The sequence below is a fragment of the Mesorhizobium sp. ISC15 genome (genome assembly GCF_037162615.1).
Lineage (GTDB): Bacteria > Pseudomonadota > Alphaproteobacteria > Rhizobiales > Rhizobiaceae > Mesorhizobium > Mesorhizobium mediterraneum.
Genome location: NZ_JAVSPX010000001.1, coordinates 3,363,291 through 3,378,009, shown reverse-complemented (window position 1 = coordinate 3,378,009; position 14,719 = coordinate 3,363,291). Strand labels below are relative to the sequence as shown.

At 61.7% G+C, this 14,719-nt stretch carries 14 protein-coding genes and 1 tRNA gene; 4 read left to right on the top strand and 11 right to left on the bottom strand.

The window, feature by feature from the left end; genetic code table 11:
- Positions 1-7 precede the first annotated feature (7 nt).
- The 4 genes from RPG13_RS16105 to rpoZ all read right to left on the bottom strand — a co-directional run bounded on the left by RPG13_RS16105 (position 8) and on the right by rpoZ (position 3,768).
- Positions 8-388, bottom strand: a complete 381-nt coding sequence (locus RPG13_RS16105) for a VOC family protein (protein ID WP_206072912.1) — start codon at positions 386-388, stop codon at positions 8-10.
- 13 nt (positions 389-401) lie between these two features.
- Entirely contained in the window at positions 402-980 is a 579-nt protein-coding gene (gene pyrE / locus RPG13_RS16100) for an orotate phosphoribosyltransferase (protein ID WP_095483137.1), read from the bottom strand.
- 46 nt (positions 981-1,026) lie between these two features.
- Positions 1,027-3,255: a RelA/SpoT family protein gene (locus RPG13_RS16095; RefSeq protein ID WP_095483136.1), complete on the bottom strand. Its 2,229-nt coding sequence runs from the start codon at positions 3,253-3,255 to the stop codon at positions 1,027-1,029.
- Positions 3,256-3,366: 111 nt separating this feature from the next.
- On the bottom strand, positions 3,367-3,768 hold the full coding sequence (rpoZ, locus tag RPG13_RS16090; RefSeq protein WP_095483135.1) for a DNA-directed RNA polymerase subunit omega: 402 nt from the start codon (positions 3,766-3,768) through the stop codon (positions 3,367-3,369).
- Positions 3,769-4,088: 320 nt separating this feature from the next.
- Here rpoZ and RPG13_RS16085 point away from each other — a divergent pair, with 320 nt between their 5' ends.
- Together RPG13_RS16085 and RPG13_RS16080 are read left to right on the top strand one after the other, a co-directional pair.
- Entirely contained in the window at positions 4,089-4,670 is a 582-nt protein-coding gene (locus tag RPG13_RS16085; RefSeq protein ID WP_095483134.1) for a LabA-like NYN domain-containing protein, read from the top strand.
- Complete coding sequence (locus RPG13_RS16080; RefSeq protein WP_442921342.1) at positions 4,667-5,344, top strand: uracil-DNA glycosylase; 678 nt, start codon at positions 4,667-4,669, stop codon at positions 5,342-5,344. Before RPG13_RS16085 ends, RPG13_RS16080 begins: the two co-directional genes overlap by 4 nt.
- On the opposite strand, the gene RPG13_RS16075 is transcribed toward RPG13_RS16080, so the two are convergent.
- Genes RPG13_RS16075 through dapA form a run of 3 tightly spaced genes read right to left on the bottom strand, consistent with a single transcriptional unit; the run spans position 5,313 to position 7,459 of the window.
- Complete coding sequence (locus tag RPG13_RS16075; protein ID WP_337125474.1) at positions 5,313-6,056, bottom strand: glycoside hydrolase family 25 protein; 744 nt, start codon at positions 6,054-6,056, stop codon at positions 5,313-5,315. The genes RPG13_RS16080 and RPG13_RS16075 overlap by 32 nt on opposite strands.
- A 16-nt stretch (positions 6,057-6,072) precedes the next feature.
- Entirely contained in the window at positions 6,073-6,552 is a 480-nt protein-coding gene (gene smpB, locus RPG13_RS16070) for an SsrA-binding protein SmpB (protein WP_023719895.1), read from the bottom strand.
- A gap of 25 nt (positions 6,553-6,577) precedes the next feature.
- Positions 6,578-7,459 carry a 4-hydroxy-tetrahydrodipicolinate synthase gene (gene dapA / locus RPG13_RS16065; RefSeq protein ID WP_127295277.1) on the bottom strand — a complete coding sequence of 294 codons (882 nt, stop codon included), beginning with the start codon at positions 7,457-7,459 and terminating at the stop codon, positions 6,578-6,580.
- Between the two features lie 246 nt (positions 7,460-7,705).
- On the opposite strand from dapA, the gene RPG13_RS16060 reads away from it, so the two are divergent.
- Positions 7,706-9,745: a lytic transglycosylase domain-containing protein gene (locus tag RPG13_RS16060; protein ID WP_337125473.1), complete on the top strand. Its 2,040-nt coding sequence runs from the start codon at positions 7,706-7,708 to the stop codon at positions 9,743-9,745.
- Positions 9,746-10,016: 271 nt separating this feature from the next.
- Positions 10,017-10,910 carry an alpha/beta fold hydrolase gene (locus RPG13_RS16055; RefSeq protein ID WP_337125472.1) on the top strand — a complete coding sequence of 298 codons (894 nt, stop codon included), beginning with the start codon at positions 10,017-10,019 and terminating at the stop codon, positions 10,908-10,910.
- Between the two features lie 269 nt (positions 10,911-11,179).
- On the opposite strand, the gene RPG13_RS16050 is transcribed toward RPG13_RS16055, so the two are convergent.
- The 4 genes from RPG13_RS16050 to RPG13_RS16035 all read right to left on the bottom strand — a co-directional run bounded on the left by RPG13_RS16050 (position 11,180) and on the right by RPG13_RS16035 (position 14,481).
- Positions 11,180-12,235, bottom strand: coding sequence for a tyrosine-type recombinase/integrase (locus RPG13_RS16050; RefSeq protein WP_337125471.1), 1,056 nt, complete (start codon positions 12,233-12,235; stop codon positions 11,180-11,182).
- Positions 12,236-12,475: 240 nt separating this feature from the next.
- Positions 12,476-13,660: a porin gene (locus RPG13_RS16045; protein ID WP_337125470.1), complete on the bottom strand. Its 1,185-nt coding sequence runs from the start codon at positions 13,658-13,660 to the stop codon at positions 12,476-12,478.
- A 589-nt stretch (positions 13,661-14,249) separates the two neighbouring features.
- Positions 14,250-14,340 (bottom strand) — tRNA-Ser (locus tag RPG13_RS16040).
- Complete coding sequence (locus RPG13_RS16035; protein ID WP_095483127.1) at positions 14,302-14,481, bottom strand: hypothetical protein; 180 nt, start codon at positions 14,479-14,481, stop codon at positions 14,302-14,304. Before RPG13_RS16035 ends, RPG13_RS16040 begins: the two co-directional genes overlap by 39 nt.
- Positions 14,482-14,719: the final 238 nt, after the last annotated feature.

Below are 14,719 nucleotides of genomic sequence, written 5' to 3'. Positions count from 1 at the left end.
AAGCTATCTACAGCCCATAGTCGCTGACCTCGACGAGGTTGCCGTCCGGGTCGCGGAAATAGACCGACATCATCGGGCCACGGGCGCCGATCCGCTCGACCGGCCCGACTTCGACGGCAACGCCATTGGCCTCCAGACTGGCGCATATCTCGGCGAGCGGACGGGCGGCGACCAGGCAGAAATCTGCGGTGCCCGGAGTCGGCGCTTTCGCCTTGGGCTCGAAGGTGCGCCCTACCTCATGCACGTTGATCTTCTGCGTTCCGAAAAGCAGTGCCGTCGGCAGGTTCGGTGTGTCGAGACGCCTGAACCCGAGCACGCGCTGATAAAAGGCGCAGGTGTCATCGACGGAGCGAACCGTCAGCACGAAATGATCGATGCCGGCGATCACGGCAGCGCCTCCGTTATATGTTGCGGCTGCCCGGCTTGATCGCCGGAATGGCGGCGAGCTCGGGCGGCAGGCTATCGGCTGGATAGGCCGGAACCTCATATTCGGCGAGCGCTATCAACGGCACGCCGACATCGGTCTTGCCGGCCGAGCGGTCGATGATGCAGGCGGCGGCAACGACCTCGGCGCCAAGCGCGCGCAGGCAATCGATGGTCTCGCGGATCGACAGTCCGGTGGTGACGATGTCCTCGACGATGACGACGCGCGAACCCTTGGCGATCTCGAAGCGGCGGAGCCTGAACTCGCCCCCTTCCCGCTCGACCCAGATCGCCGGTGCGCCAAGATGGCGCGAAGTCTCGTAGGCCGGGATCAGCCCGCCGATCGCCGGGCCGACGACATAGTCGATCTTGCCGGACACAGCTGCGCGGATCTTTTCGGCCAGCGCCTTGCACAGGCGCTCGGTCTTGTCGGCATGCATGAAGACCCGTGCCTTCTGCAGGAAGACCGGGCTTCGCAAACCCGACGTCAGGATGAAATGCCCTTCCAAAACGGCACCGGCTTCACGGAAAATGCCCAGCACTTCGTCGGTGTTCATCTCTGCCCTGTCTCCAACACGCTTGTCTCCAGCACGCTAGTGATTTTTAGCCGTTCACGCGCCTTGCATCGCTGACGCTCGAATTGTCCTTGAGCTGCGACAGCAGCCGGTTCAGGTGCTTCAGATCCCAGACTTCGAGATCAATCAGCATTTCAGTGAAATCAGGCGCGGTGCGCACCATCGACAATGTATGGATGTTGGCATCGTTGGATGCAACGACCTGCGCGATGTCGGCCAGCGAGCCCGGCGCGTTGATGGCGGTGACCGAGACGCGCGCCGGAAACCGCTCCTTGGTGCGCTCGTCTATGTCCCAGCGCACGTCGATCCATCGTTCGGGCTGGTCGTCGAAAGCCTGCAGCGCCGGCGACTGGATCGGATAGATCGTGATGCCGGTTCCCGGCTGCACGATGCCGACGATGCGGTCGCCGGGCACAGCACCTTCCGGCGCGAAGCGCACCGGCAGGTCGCCGCGGACGCCACGGATCGGCACGGCGCCGTCCCTTGGCTGGTCCTTATCCTTGCGTGCCGCGCGTCCCGGAATCTGGAACAGCATTCCGGCGGCGTTGCGGATCTTCGACCAGCCCTCCTCGCGCTGCTTGGGCGCGGCCAGCGTGACGCGCTCGTCCTTGTAGTCGGGAAACACCGCTTTCATGACATCGGTGGAAGCAAGTTCGCCGCGGCCGACCGAAGCCAGCACATCCTCGATGTCCTTGCGCGCCAGCCGATGCAGCACCGACTTCAGGCTCTCCTTGGTAAAAGTCTTTCCGGACCGCTCGAAGGCGCGTTCCAGTATGCGGATGCCGAGACCCGAATATTGCTTGCGGATGGCATTCTTGGTGGCGCGGCGGATCGCCGAGCGCGCCTTGCCGGTGACGACGACCGATTCCCACGCCGCCGGCGGCACCTGCGCCTTGGAACGGATGATCTCGACCTCGTCGCCATTCTTCAGCTCGGTCATCAGCGGCATGATGCGGCCGTTTACCTTGGCACCGACGCAGGTGTCGCCAACATCGGTGTGCACGGCGTAGGCGAAATCGATCGGCGTGGCGCCGCGCGGCAGCGCGATCAGCATGCCCTTGGGCGTGAAGCAGAATACCTGGTCCTGGAACAGTTCCAGCTTGGTGTTTTCGAGGAAGTCCTCGGGATTGTCGCCTTCGGCAAGCTGCTCGATGGTGCGCCGCAGCCAGGCATAGGCGTTGGTCTCCTTCGAGATCGCATGGGCGGTGCCGTTCACCTTGCCGCCGCTGTCCTTGTAGATCGAATGCGCGGCAACGCCATATTCGGCGATCTTGTTCATCTGGTAGGTGCGGATCTGCAGCTCGACGCGCTGGCGCGACGGCCCGACGATGGTGGTGTGGATCGAACGGTAGTCGTTCTGCTTCGGCGTCGAGATGTAGTCCTTGAAGCGGCCTGGCACCATCGACCATGTCGTATGGATGGCGCCGAGCGCCCGGTAGCAGTCCTCGACAGTATCGACGACGACGCGAAAGCCGAAAATGTCGGACAGTTGCTCGAAGGACAGCGCCTTGGCTTCCATCTTGCGGAACACCGACCACGGCTTCTTCTGGCGGCTCTTGACCTCGGCCTTGATCGCATATTTCTCGAACAGCGCGGACAGCGCCTTCTCGATCTCGGACAGCACATCCTTGTTGCGCTCGAAGATTTCGGCAAGCCGCGCGGTGACAGCCCGGTAGGCTTCCGGATTGATGAAGCGGAAGGCGATCTCCTCGAGCTCCTCGCGCATGCCTTGCATGCCCATGCGCCCGGCCAGCGGCGCATAGATATCCATCGTTTCCTCGGCGATGCGCAGGCGCTTGGCTTCAGGCACATGGTCGAGCGTGCGCATGTTGTGCAAGCGGTCGGCAAGCTTGACCAGCAGCACGCGAACGTCTTCCGAGATCGCCAGCAAGAGCTTGCGCAGGTTTTCCGCCTGCTCGGCCTTCTTGGAGACGAGGTCGAGTTTCTTCAGCTTGGTCAGGCCTTCGACCAGCTTGCCCATTTCCGGACCGAACAGCTCGTCGATTTCGGCCCTGGTCGCCGTGGTGTCCTCGATCGTGTCGTGCAGCAGCGCAACCGCGATGGTCGCCTCATCCATGTGCATTTCGGTGAGGATGGCGGCGACTTCGAGCGGATGCGAGAAATAAGGGTCGCCGGAGGCACGCTTCTGGTGGCCATGCTTCTGCATGGCGTAGACATAGGCCTTGTTGAGCAGCGCCTCGTTGACGTCAGGCTTGTAGCGCTGGACGCGCTCGACAAGCTCATACTGACGCATCATGGGCGGGATCTCGCAGTGCTGAAATGAATCATGCGCCGCACTGGCGTACGGCGCATGTCATAGATAACCACGAAACCGCCGACGCGAAAGTGTCGGCAGTCGTTGCGAAGATTAATAATCGTCGCTTTTTTCCGGCGGTACCAGACCTTCGATGCCGGCCAGGAGGTCTTCCTCGGTCATGCGGTCGAAGGTGATGTTGTCCTCGGTGTCGTCGGCATCGGTAGCCACAGCGGCGGCACCGGTCTGGTCGGCGATCGCCTCGCCATCGGCTTCCGGCTCATCGACCTCGACATGCTTCTGCAGCGAGTGGATCAGGTCTTCCTTGAGATCGTCGGGCGACAGCGTCTCTTCGGCGATCTCGCGCAGCGCGATGACCGGATTCTTGTCGTTGTCGCGAGGAACGGTGATCTGCGCGCCCTGGCTGATCTGACGGGCACGGTGGCCGGCCAGGAGCACGAGCTCGAAGCGGTTGTCGACCTTGTCGATGCAATCTTCAACGGTTACGCGGGCCATGAGCTGCCCCTTTCATGCCTGGATTTAATGGAAAACAGGCGCGGTCCATAACCTGAACGCCGCCAAAATACAAGCTTTTTGGCAATATCAGTCCGGGGCCAGGTCCGGGTCAAGTCCGGGGCCGGCCAAGGCGTGGTCTGGGCGCGCGTCGCCTGCGACGATACGGCACCGATCACAATTGCTTGCTATGCAGCATCATATCCTTGGATTGCCGTAAAACCGGCGTTATCTCGAATGACGAAGGTCAGCCGGTTATTTCAAGCCGACCGATAGTCACGCGCATTTAGACGGCCGCTTATTTTCGAAAAGGAATATTTTCCATGTTCGACCCTCGTGAAAAAATCGCTCTTTTCATCGACGGAGCCAATCTTTACGCCACGTCGCGCGCGCTCGGCTTCGACATCGACTACCGCAAGCTTTTGTCGAGCTTCCAGAAGCGCGGCTACCTGCTGCGTGCTTACTACTACACCGCGCTGGTCGAGGATCAGGAATATTCCTCGATCCGGCCGCTGATCGACTGGCTCGACTATAACGGCTTCAAGGTGGTGACCAAGCCGGCCAAGGAGTTCACCGACTCGACCGGCCGCCGCAAGATCAAGGGCAATATGGACATCGAGCTGACGGTCGATGCGCTGGAACTTGCCGATGTCGTCGACCACTATGTCATCTTTTCCGGCGACGGCGATTTCCGCACGCTGGTCGAGGCGCTGCAGCGGCGCGGGCGCAAGGTCTCGATCGTCTCCACCATGGCTTCACAGCCGCCGATGATTTCCGACGATCTGCGCCGCCAGGCGGACCATTTCATCGACCTGATGACGCTGAAGAGCGAGGTCGGCCGCGATCCGTCCGAGCGGCCGGTGCGCCGGCCCGAGCCGGCCGAAGTCGACGAGGACGACTATTGACGGCGGCGGTCTTGACCGCTCCCTTGGTCGCATCCCCCGAGCCTGATCGCGACTGCCCGCTCTGCCCGCGGCTGCATGATTTTATCGCGCAATGGCGGCAGCGCGAGCCGTCCTGGTTCAATGCGCCGGTGCCGACCTTCCTGCCGCCGGAGGGCGAGGATGCCGTTGAACTGTTGATCGTCGGACTGGCGCCGGGCCTGCGTGGGGCAAACCGCACCGGGCGTCCCTTCACCGGCGACTACGCCGGCGACCTGCTCTACAACACGCTGATCGCGCACGGCTTTGCGCGCGGTCAATTCAAGGCGCGGCCCGATGACGGGCTGGAGCTTGTCGGCACGGCGATCACCAATGCGGTGCGCTGCGTGCCACCGGACAACAAGCCGGTCGGCGCCGAGATTGCCACCTGCCGGACGTTCCTGGTGCCGACGATCGCGCGGTTTAAAAACCTGCGCGCCGTGCTGGCACTGGGCTCGATCGCGCACCAGTCGACCGTGCGGGCGCTGGGTGGGCGTGTTGCCGCTTATCCCTTCCGCCACGGCGGACAGCAGCAACCCAATGGCGTCACGCTGTTCTCCAGCTATCATTGCTCGCGCTACAACACCAACACCGGCGTGCTGACGGAAACGATGTTCGTCAACGTGTTCAGGGATATAGCCGCGTTTCTGGAGAGATAGATTCGGGCGGTGGCGCAAACAGCTCGGCCAATTTCTCCTGCCCGCCCTGAAGGACATTCAGATCGACATCGCCACTGATGCCGTCGACGCGACCCCTGTCGTGGTACTGCCAATAGATCCAGTCGTCATGACCTGGCCACAGCGCCAGCGAACGAACCCAGTGCGGGCGGCCGACGATCTGACCGGCATAGACCCGCGCAGCCTCGTCGGTCACATAGAGGATCGCTGTCTTGCCGAAAGTTGCCTCGACAGGGCGCAGGAAAGCCGAGAGTTCGACATTCAATTCTTCGGGCGATGGCCGCCGCGGACAATTGCCGACAAATTCTATGTCCACCACCGGCGGCAGCAGCGATTGATCGCGCGGCACGACGGAGATGAAATTGCGCGCCTGATCGGCGCCAGGCCTGCAGAAGGTGAAGAAATGGTAGGCACCGACCGCCAGCCCGGCCGCACGCGCCTCACGCAGATTGGCGGCGAAGGCGTCGTCGACATGGTCGCCGCCCTCGGTCGCCTTGATGACGGCGAAGGCGACATCGTCGGCGGCAACACGGCGCCAGTCGATCTGCCGCTGATGATGGGAAACGTCGATACCTCTGACCGGATATTTGCTTCGGTCCGGAGAAAACGTCTGGAAGTAGAAATAGCCGACGGCCGCGACGACGCACACGAGGATCAGGCTGGCCGCACCCCAAAGAACGATCCGGTTCTTCAAAAGAGTGGTTCCCAGCCTACCCACGCTCCTTCAGCAACCGGCCTTTCTCGCGCGACCAGTCGCGCTGCTTTTCGGTCTCGCGCTTGTCGTGCAGTTTCTTGCCGCGACCAACGGCGAGCAGCACTTTGGCCCGGCCCTGGTCGTTGAAGTAGATTTTTAGCGGCACCAGCGTCATGCCTTCGCGATCGACGCTCTGCGACAGCTTGGCCATCTCGCGTTTGTTGAGCAGCAGCTTGCGGCGCCGGCGTGGCTCGTGGTTGAAGCGGTTGGCCTGCAGATATTCTGGCAAATAGGAGTTGATCAGCCAGATCTCACCGCCCTCGACCGAGGCGTAACTGTCCTGGATGTTGGCCTGGCCCTGGCGCAGCGACTTCACCTCGGTGCCGGTCAGCACCAGGCCGGCCTCGATCGTGTCGAGCACCTCATAGGAAAACCGCGCCTTGCGGTTTTCCGCAACGGTCTTGTTGTTGGGATCGGCTTTTCTGACTTGATTCATGATGCGGAGAGGTGGCGCCTCATCCCTAATTAATCAAGCCGGCGTGCTTCATCGCCGCATCGATCTTTTCGGCGGTCGACTGCTCGACGGTGACCAGCGGCGAACGCAGCACGTTCTCGACCTTGCCGAGCTTCGACAACGCATATTTCGCGCCGGACACGCCCGGTTCAATGAAGATCGCCTTGTGCAGCGGCAGCAGGCGGTCCTGCAAATCCAGCGCCTTGGCGCTGTCGCCGGAAAGCGTCGCCTCCTGGAATTCGGCGCACAGCCTAGGTGCGACATTCGACGTCACCGAGATGCAACCGACGCCGCCATGGGCGTTGAAGCCGAGCGCCGAGGCATCCTCGCCCGAAAGCTGGATGAAATCCTTGCCACAGGTCGCGCGCTGCTCGGAAACCCGCTCGACCTTGCCGGTGGCGTCCTTGACGCCGACGATATTCTTGAAGTCGTGAGCCAACCGGCCCATCGTCTCGGGCATCATGTCGATCACCGAGCGCGGCGGGATGTTGTAGATGATGATTGGCAGGCTGGTCGCCCTGGCGACGGCGGCGAAATGTTCATAGAGGCCGCGCTGCGTCGGCCTGTTGTAATAAGGCGTGACGACCAGTGCCGCGTCGGCGCCCGCCTTCTCGGCATATTGCACCAGGCCAACCGCCTCTTCGGTGTTGTTGGAGCCGGCGCCGGCGACGACCGGAGCGCGGCCTTTGGCCACCTCGATGCACACCTTGACGACGTGGCGGTGCTCGTCATGCGACAGGGTCGGCGACTCGCCTGTCGTGCCGACAGGAACCAAACCGGTCGTGCCTTCGGCGATCTGCCAGGCAACGAGGGCGCGAAAGGCTTTCTCGTCGAAACGGCCGCTCTTTTCGAACGGTGTCACGAGCGCGGTAAGCGAGCCTCTCAGCATGTCGTCCAACTCCTTGGGACTTCTCAGGTTTTGACTTCTCGGGTTTGTCGTGCGCGCCTTCTAGCCGAAAGCGAAGCGGCGCACCATAGTCTCGACACCGTTGCGCGGCAAGCATGGCAGTAGTGCCAGCAAGCGCAATTTGAACGACCTTGGTAGCGCTTTGTTTACGGCCTCTTCATAGCAGCCAACTAGGCTTCAGTTGATCTGTGCCTGTTGGTAATGTGTAGACAGGAAATGATGAAGACCATGCCGACCAGGCAGCCTCATTTTTTTGCGCTGCTTGGCGCAATCCTCCTGCTGATGCCGAGCGGCGTGGCCGCCGGCAAGATCGATGTGCAGGTCACGTCGGCCATTCCGATGCCCCACCTGCAGGGTACGGGCCTGCAGGATACGAGATCCCCATCCGCCAGCGTCGCCAGGCTGAAGAGCGGCCTTGACGCGCTGGCGGCAAACGACGTTGCCGGAGCGCGTCAAGTGCGCGAGGCTCTGCCGGTCAAGTCGCTCGACCGGCACATCCTTGCCTGGGCGATCGCGCTCTATGGCGGCGACAAGGTGCCAAGCGGCGACATCGCCGATGCTGCGAAGATGCTGCCTAACTGGCCGGGCATGATCGCCTTGCGCAAGAACAGCGAGCGCGCGCTCTATCGCGAGAACCCCGCGCCTGAGATCGTGGTGCAGGCATTCGGCGGCAGCCAGCCGCAAACAGTCGAGGGCGTGGTGATCCTCGCCCGCTCGTATGTGTCGCGGGGCGATGTCAAGGCGGCGCGCTCGGTGCTGTCGCCTTTCTGGCGCACCGAAAAGCTGGAAGCCAAGGACGAAGCTGACATCATCCAGGAATTCGGCAAGCTGATCCCCGCAGCCGACCACCGCTTCCGCATGGAGCGCATGTTCTATGCCGACCGGGTCAATTCCGCGCTGCGCGTCGCCGGCCTTGCCGGCGCCCAGCAACTGGCCGACGCCTGGGCGGCGGCGGCCAGGGGCGACAAGAACGCGGCCAAACTGCTGAAGGCCGTGCCCGCCGCGCAGCGTTCGGCCGGCTATTTCTTTGCGCAAGCCCAATATCTGCGCAAGCAAGACAAGCTTTCCGACGCCGTCGCGGTGATGATGAAGGCGCCGACCGACCGCAGCGCGCTGGTCGACCCGGATGCCTGGTGGGCCGAGCGTCGAGTATTGTCGCGCGAACTGGTCGACCAGGGCGACATGAAGACCGCCTACAGGATCGTCGCAGCACATGCCGCCGAAAGTGCCGCCAATGCGGCGGATGCGGAGTTCCATGCCGGCTGGTACGCGCTGCGCGGCCTCAACGACCCCAATACCGCTGCCAAGCATTTCGTGCGGATCGCCGATCTCACTCAGGGGCCGATATCGCTGTCGCGCGCCTATTACTGGCTCGGCCGTGCAGCCGAAGCCGGTGGTCCCGGCAATGCGAAGGATCATTTCATCCGCGCCGCCGCCTATGGCACGACGTTCTACGGCCAGCTCGCCGGCGAGCGCGTCGGCCGGCAGGTGCTCAACATCGCCTATCCCTCGCCTGATACCACCGACCGCCGCAATTTCGCCGGCCGCGAAGCTGTCAGCGCCATCAGGCGGCTGCAGGAGGCGGGCTATGAGCGCTATGCCGACACGCTTTACCGCGACCTCGCCGGACAGTTAAGCAGTCCCGGAGAGCTGGCGCTGCTGGCCATGATGGCGGAAAAGCAGGGCAATCATTTCCTGGCGCTGAAAGTCGGCAAGATCGCCGGCGCGCGCGGCATCGATGTCGGCGCGCTGTCGCATCCGCTCGGCGTCATTCCCGACACCGCCAACATTTCCGGCTCGGGCAAGGCGCTGGCCTATGCGATCGCCCGCCAGGAAAGCGAGTTCAACATCGGCGCCGTCTCCAGCGCCGGCGCGCGCGGGCTGCTGCAGCTCATGCCGGGGACCGCCAGGCAATTGGCAAAGAAGGCCGGAATGATTTTCTCGCAAGCGCGGCTGACCACCGACGCCGGCTATAATGCGACGCTTGGCGCCGCCTTCCTCGGCGAGCAGCTCGGCCGCTTCGACGGCTCCTACGTGCTGACCTTCGCCGGCTACAATGCCGGCCCCAACCGCGCCGCCCAGTGGGTGGCGAAATACGGCGATCCGCGCGGCAAGGACATCGACGCTGTCGTCGACTGGATCGAACGGATTCCCTACACGGAAACAAGAAGTTACGTCCAGCGCGTGATGGAGAATTACGAGGTCTACAAGATGCGTATTTCGGGTAAGTACGACATTGTGGGCGATCTGGTGAACGGGCGGAGTTGAACCGTCTAGCGTTCGAGCGAAGCACCCCCCTCTACCCTGCCGGGCATCTCCCCCTCAAGGGGGGAGATTAGCAGTTTCGCCGACGGCGCCTTTTCTTCCGCGTTGGAGATTGGCGAAAACCGAAGTGACATCCAATCTCCCCCCTTGAGGGGGAGATGTCCGGCAGGACAGAGAGGGGTGCTGTCCCGCCGACGGCTGAGTCGATTTGACCACTCCCGCCCTCGCCTGTAGCAGTCGGGATGATCCGGCAACGGCGAGGAATAGAGTCCAAATGTCGAGCGGTTTTTCCGACTTCTTCTACGCCTCGCCGGACGGGCTGCAACTCCACGCCCGTATCTACGGCGAAGCGAACTCCGCCCATTGGCCGGTCGCCTGCCTGCCCGGCCTCACCCGCAATAGCCGCGACTTTCATGAGTTGGCACTGCACCTGTCGCGACGAGCGAAAAATCCGCGGAAAATCATCGCCTTCGACTATCGCGGGCGCGGGCAATCCGCCTACGACCCCGATATCGGCCACTATAATGTCGGCGTCGAAGCCGGTGATATCCTCGCCGGACTGGCGGCGCTTGATATCGAGGAGGCGGGCTTCATCGGCACGTCACGCGGCGGGCTGATCATCCATGTGCTCGGCGCGATGCGACCGGCCGTCCTGAGGGCCATCGTTCTCAACGATATCGGCCCGGTGGTCGAGGCCGGCGGCCTCGCCCATATCCGCTCCTATCTCGAGCGCGCGCCAAAGCCGAAAACCCATGCCGAGGCGGTCGGCGCCCTGCGCGGCGCGCATGGCAGCGACTTTCCAGCCCTGACTGAGGTGGATTGGGACCGCATGGTATCGGCCCTCTACCGAGAGACGGATGACGGGCTGGTGCCGGATTTCGACCCGAAGCTGGTCGACACGCTGGCGGGTCTCGATCTCACCCAGCCGTTGCCGGCACTGTGGCCGCAGTTCGAGGCGCTGGCGGCGGTGCCCTTGCTCACCATACGTGGCGCCAATTCGAAGCTGCTGTCCACTGAGACGCTCGAACAGATGCGAAAGCGTGTTCCCCATATCGAAACGATCACGGTCGAGGGCCAGGGCCATGCGCCTTTCCTCGAGACCGGCGGCCTGCCCGGCGCCATCGCCGCTTTTCTGGATACGGCCGAACAACACTTCGACTCAAAGTAAAACCTCCAGGATCAATAAGATCACCCTGAGAGTTTTACGCCGGTCCCGACGTGGAAGCGACAGATTGTCGAAGTCGGCGCCGCCCTGTCTTGCCTTCTCCCCTTGTGGGAGAAGGTGGATTGGCGCGCAGCGCCAAGACGGATGAGGGGTGTTGGAAGAAATGAGGCGTTGGCGTTCCCTGGAACACCCCTCATCCGACCGAGCTTCGCTCGGCCACCTTCTCCCACAAGGGGAGAAGGGAGAGCCGCACTTAGGTCAGATCGGCGATATTATTGGGATTTTGCTCTTTTCTTGACGATCTTCGAAGGCTTTTCAGCCGACTTATTCTTCTGCTCATCCATCGCCGAATAAGAAGAAGACAGAGGGCGTTCCGCGTCCGATCCATTGCACCGAGGGGTTTCCAGCACGACGACGCAGCCGTCGAGGTCGTTCGTGGCAAGATGCGCGTAACGCATGGTCATCGACAGCGTCTGGTGGCCAAGCCACATCTGCACGCGCCTGATGTCGATGCCGCCCTGGACGAGACGCGAGGCGCAGGTGTGGCGCAATATGTGCGGCACGACCTGTTCGTCGGCGCCAAGGCCGACTTCGGCCTTCGCATCGTTCCAGATGGCGCGAAATTGCGCCTGGCTGAGCTTGGTGAAAGGACCTTTGGGTCGACGGCCCTCGGTGACCGGCAGCTTGATCACCTCCTTGGTCCGGGCGGTGAGTGGAATGGTGCGGCTGCGGCCGGATTTGGTGATCCAGAAGCTGACGCGATGCTCCTGGATATCGTTCCAGATCAAACCCAGCGCCTCGCCGAGGCGACAACCGGTGTCGACGAGAAAGACCGAAAGCCGGTAAGCGTCCTCGCTGCGCCTCTTTATGGCGGCGAATAGCTGGGCTTCCTCATCCCTCTCGATGAAGCGAATCCGTCCCGCCCGCTCCTTCTGGCGGCGGAACTCGGGCAGGCTGTGGATATCCCCCATCTTGTGAGCCTTGCGCAGCAGTTTGCTGAGGGCAGCCATCTTCCGGTTGATGGTTGCGTTGCTGTTACCGCGCTGGCGCAAGGTGCCGATAAGGTTGTCCAGGGTACTCTGGTCAAAGGCGCTGAAACGCTCTCCGAGGAGAATCTCGTCTATCTCGCCGATGAAGGAGCTGACATTGTATTTATGCCGCCCATCATCCCAAAGTATGTCCCGGTATGCTAAAAAAAGCTCTCCAACCCTGTACGACTTTACTTCTCTTACCTTGTTGTAACTGTATTTTATCTTGGAAACTTGAGAAGAAAAAACCGAAAAATGATCAGAGGGTTCATCCTCTTGAATCGCATCGTTCGTCATCATTCGCCACACCCCCGAATGGATAGATTCAGACCTATCCGCTTGGAAGCGCCCTTTCAAGAGTTTTGATCACGTAGTTGTGATTTCATCCGCCATCAACGGATCCCACGAAATCGCCCCACGGACTCTATTCAGCTACCGTTACCCCCTGTTCCTTCTGTTTGACCCTGTTCCAGTCACGAAACAAAAACAGCCCGGGCGTTGGTGCGCCCGGGCTGGATTTCACTTGTATGCAACCAGCCCTTAGAACGAGCGCTGGAAGCGGAGCATGCCGCCGATGGCGTCGTCGTCGCCATCAGAGATACCAGTCCAGTTGTGGTTCAGGCCATCGGCATCGTCGATGCTGCCTGCATTGACGTAGTCGACTTCGGCCGTGATCGTCAGGCCCGGAACGACATCATAAGCGACGTTGGCTGCGATGCCGAGGTTCTCACCTTCGTCATACGAGACCTGCAGGTTGAACGAGGTCTTCTCGTTGAAGGTGTAGGTGCCACCACCCCAGACTGCCCAGTTGCCATCCCACGGCTTGTAGAAGCCGCGGCCGCCAGCTGCGAAGGCATAGGTCGGGTCCGTCAGGTTGTCATCGGTGCCGTAGCCGCCGATGATGAACAGCGACAGGTTCTCCATCGGGGTGATGTCCAAACGAACCTTGCCGGACACTTCTTCATAGTTGCTGTCATAGGCGATGACACCGGTGATGGCGCCCCAACCCTGCGTCCACTTCACGCCGCCGACGACATGCGGAACGTAGCTGTCGATCGTGCCGACGCCGTAGAAACCATCAACGCCGCCGCCCGAGCCTTCTTCGAGAGAGATCACGGCGGAGAAACCGTTGCCGGCATCGAAGTAGTACTGGACGACGTTGGTGTCGAAGCCGCCGTAGGGAACCAGCGTATCCTGGATGACGTTGCCGGCGTAGCCGATGAACGTATCGAAGGCCGATTCGTCCTTACCGACGCGCAGACCACCGAGCTGAATCCAGGCGAAGTTCAGCGAAGCACCGGTGTTGCCGGCAGGATTGAGGGCACCGACCGCGCCCGCATCACGGTTGTTGTTCTGGAAGTTGAAGCGGGTCTCGGTGTAGGTCTTCAAGGTGCCGAGCTCGGTTTCCTGGCCGGTCCAGGTCTTCAGCGCGAAGCGGGCCTTCTTGTAATAGGTGTCGTTGCTGCCGCCGTCCTCAACATCGGCGGACGTCGCACCGTCGAACGAGCCGACGTCGCCGACGCCGATGTCGTAACGGACATAGCCGCCGATGCGCAGGCAGGTTTCGGTGCCGGGGATGTAGAAGTAGCCAGCGCCGTAGACGTCGCAGATGCGGACGTATTCAGCGGGTTCCGGCTCGGCGACGACGACGGCGTCGGCGGCGCGCGCACCGGAAACTGCGACCAGCGCCGCAGCGGAGCCGAGAAGAAGGCTCTTGATGTTCATTTTCTGACCTCCAGTCAGAATCGAACAAAACAGCGGATCGGCGACGGCTGTTTCTACGGTAGCGAATTGTTATTGCTGCATTTTTCGGAGAATCGTGGGATTTTGCGCCGGTCGTGGAAAACATCCCCGCAGACGTTCTTGGGCGAAGAGCGCGCCAAAAAAGGCGCTGCTAATTAGCTCTTTGACACAGGAAGTTTTGACAGATTGGCCCCCTTTGTCGGTGGCGATCGCACACTCTGGAGATTGGCCGAGGCATTTCTCCCTTCGTCATCCTGGGGCGGAGCAAGGAGCGAAGCGACGCAGCGCAGACCCCAGGATCCATGCCGCGATGTTTACGTGTCGCAACGGTGCAAGCTCTGTTTCAGTTCAGCGCACCCCTTGGCGACTGCACTCGTCGAACGGCCATCCTGAGCCGCTGCATTCTTTGGCTGATGTCATGGCATGGATCCCAGGGTCTTCGCGACGTCGCTTCGCTCCTGCTTCGCCCTGGGATGACGAGGCCGGGAAGGCTTCGAAACCAGGCTTTGCAAGGGAGTCACGAGAAGAATTCGCCGGACTTGCCCTGCGAAGCGCGAGGCGCAAATCAGAATGGCGGAGAGGATGGGATTCGAACCCACGAGAAGCTTTTGACCTCTACTCCCTTAGCAGGGGAGCGCCTTCGACCACTCGGCCACCTCTCCGTTGCGCCGGTGGATAAAGAAAAGCGCCGGCACAATCAACAAGCCTGCGCCATTATCATTGAAAAAACCGGCTTCTGTCGAAACGGCGCTTTCGCGATGCGGCGATTCTGCGGCAATCCGTTGGCCGGCGACTCGGCGCATCGTCGCAATTCCGACGGGCTATCGCCGGAATCGGCCGGATTGCAAGGGCTCGCAAGCGAGGCGATGGTTAACGGGAGCTTTCTGAGTGAGGCCAAATCGTGTCATTTGTGCAACAACGTTTGGGGATAGCACCCGCACAGCCCTTTTGCCGGTACGATGGTGGTTGAACGCCGCCGCCTCATGGGTAATGTCGAGTTCGAAGGAGCGGCGCGGTGCGCATCTTTTTCGGTAGTGGGGA

Coding starts and splice junctions, on each gene's coding strand:
- pyrE (WP_095483137.1), bottom strand. CDS start 980: ATGAACACCGACGAAGTGCTGGGCATTTTCCGTGAAGCCGGTGCCGTT.
- RPG13_RS16095 (WP_095483136.1), bottom strand. CDS start 3,255: ATGATGCGTCAGTATGAGCTTGTCGAGCGCGTCCAGCGCTACAAGCCT.
- rpoZ (WP_095483135.1), bottom strand. CDS start 3,768: ATGGCCCGCGTAACCGTTGAAGATTGCATCGACAAGGTCGACAACCGC.
- RPG13_RS16085 (WP_095483134.1), top strand. CDS start 4,089: ATGTTCGACCCTCGTGAAAAAATCGCTCTTTTCATCGACGGAGCCAAT.
- smpB (WP_023719895.1), bottom strand. CDS start 6,552: ATGAATCAAGTCAGAAAAGCCGATCCCAACAACAAGACCGTTGCGGAA.
- dapA (WP_127295277.1), bottom strand. CDS start 7,459: ATGCTGAGAGGCTCGCTTACCGCGCTCGTGACACCGTTCGAAAAGAGC.
- RPG13_RS16060 (WP_337125473.1), top strand. CDS start 7,706: ATGCCGACCAGGCAGCCTCATTTTTTTGCGCTGCTTGGCGCAATCCTC.
- RPG13_RS16055 (WP_337125472.1), top strand. CDS start 10,017: ATGTCGAGCGGTTTTTCCGACTTCTTCTACGCCTCGCCGGACGGGCTG.
- RPG13_RS16050 (WP_337125471.1), bottom strand. CDS start 12,235: ATGATGACGAACGATGCGATTCAAGAGGATGAACCCTCTGATCATTTT.
- RPG13_RS16045 (WP_337125470.1), bottom strand. CDS start 13,660: ATGAACATCAAGAGCCTTCTTCTCGGCTCCGCTGCGGCGCTGGTCGCA.
- RPG13_RS16035 (WP_095483127.1), bottom strand. CDS start 14,481: ATGCGCCGAGTCGCCGGCCAACGGATTGCCGCAGAATCGCCGCATCGC.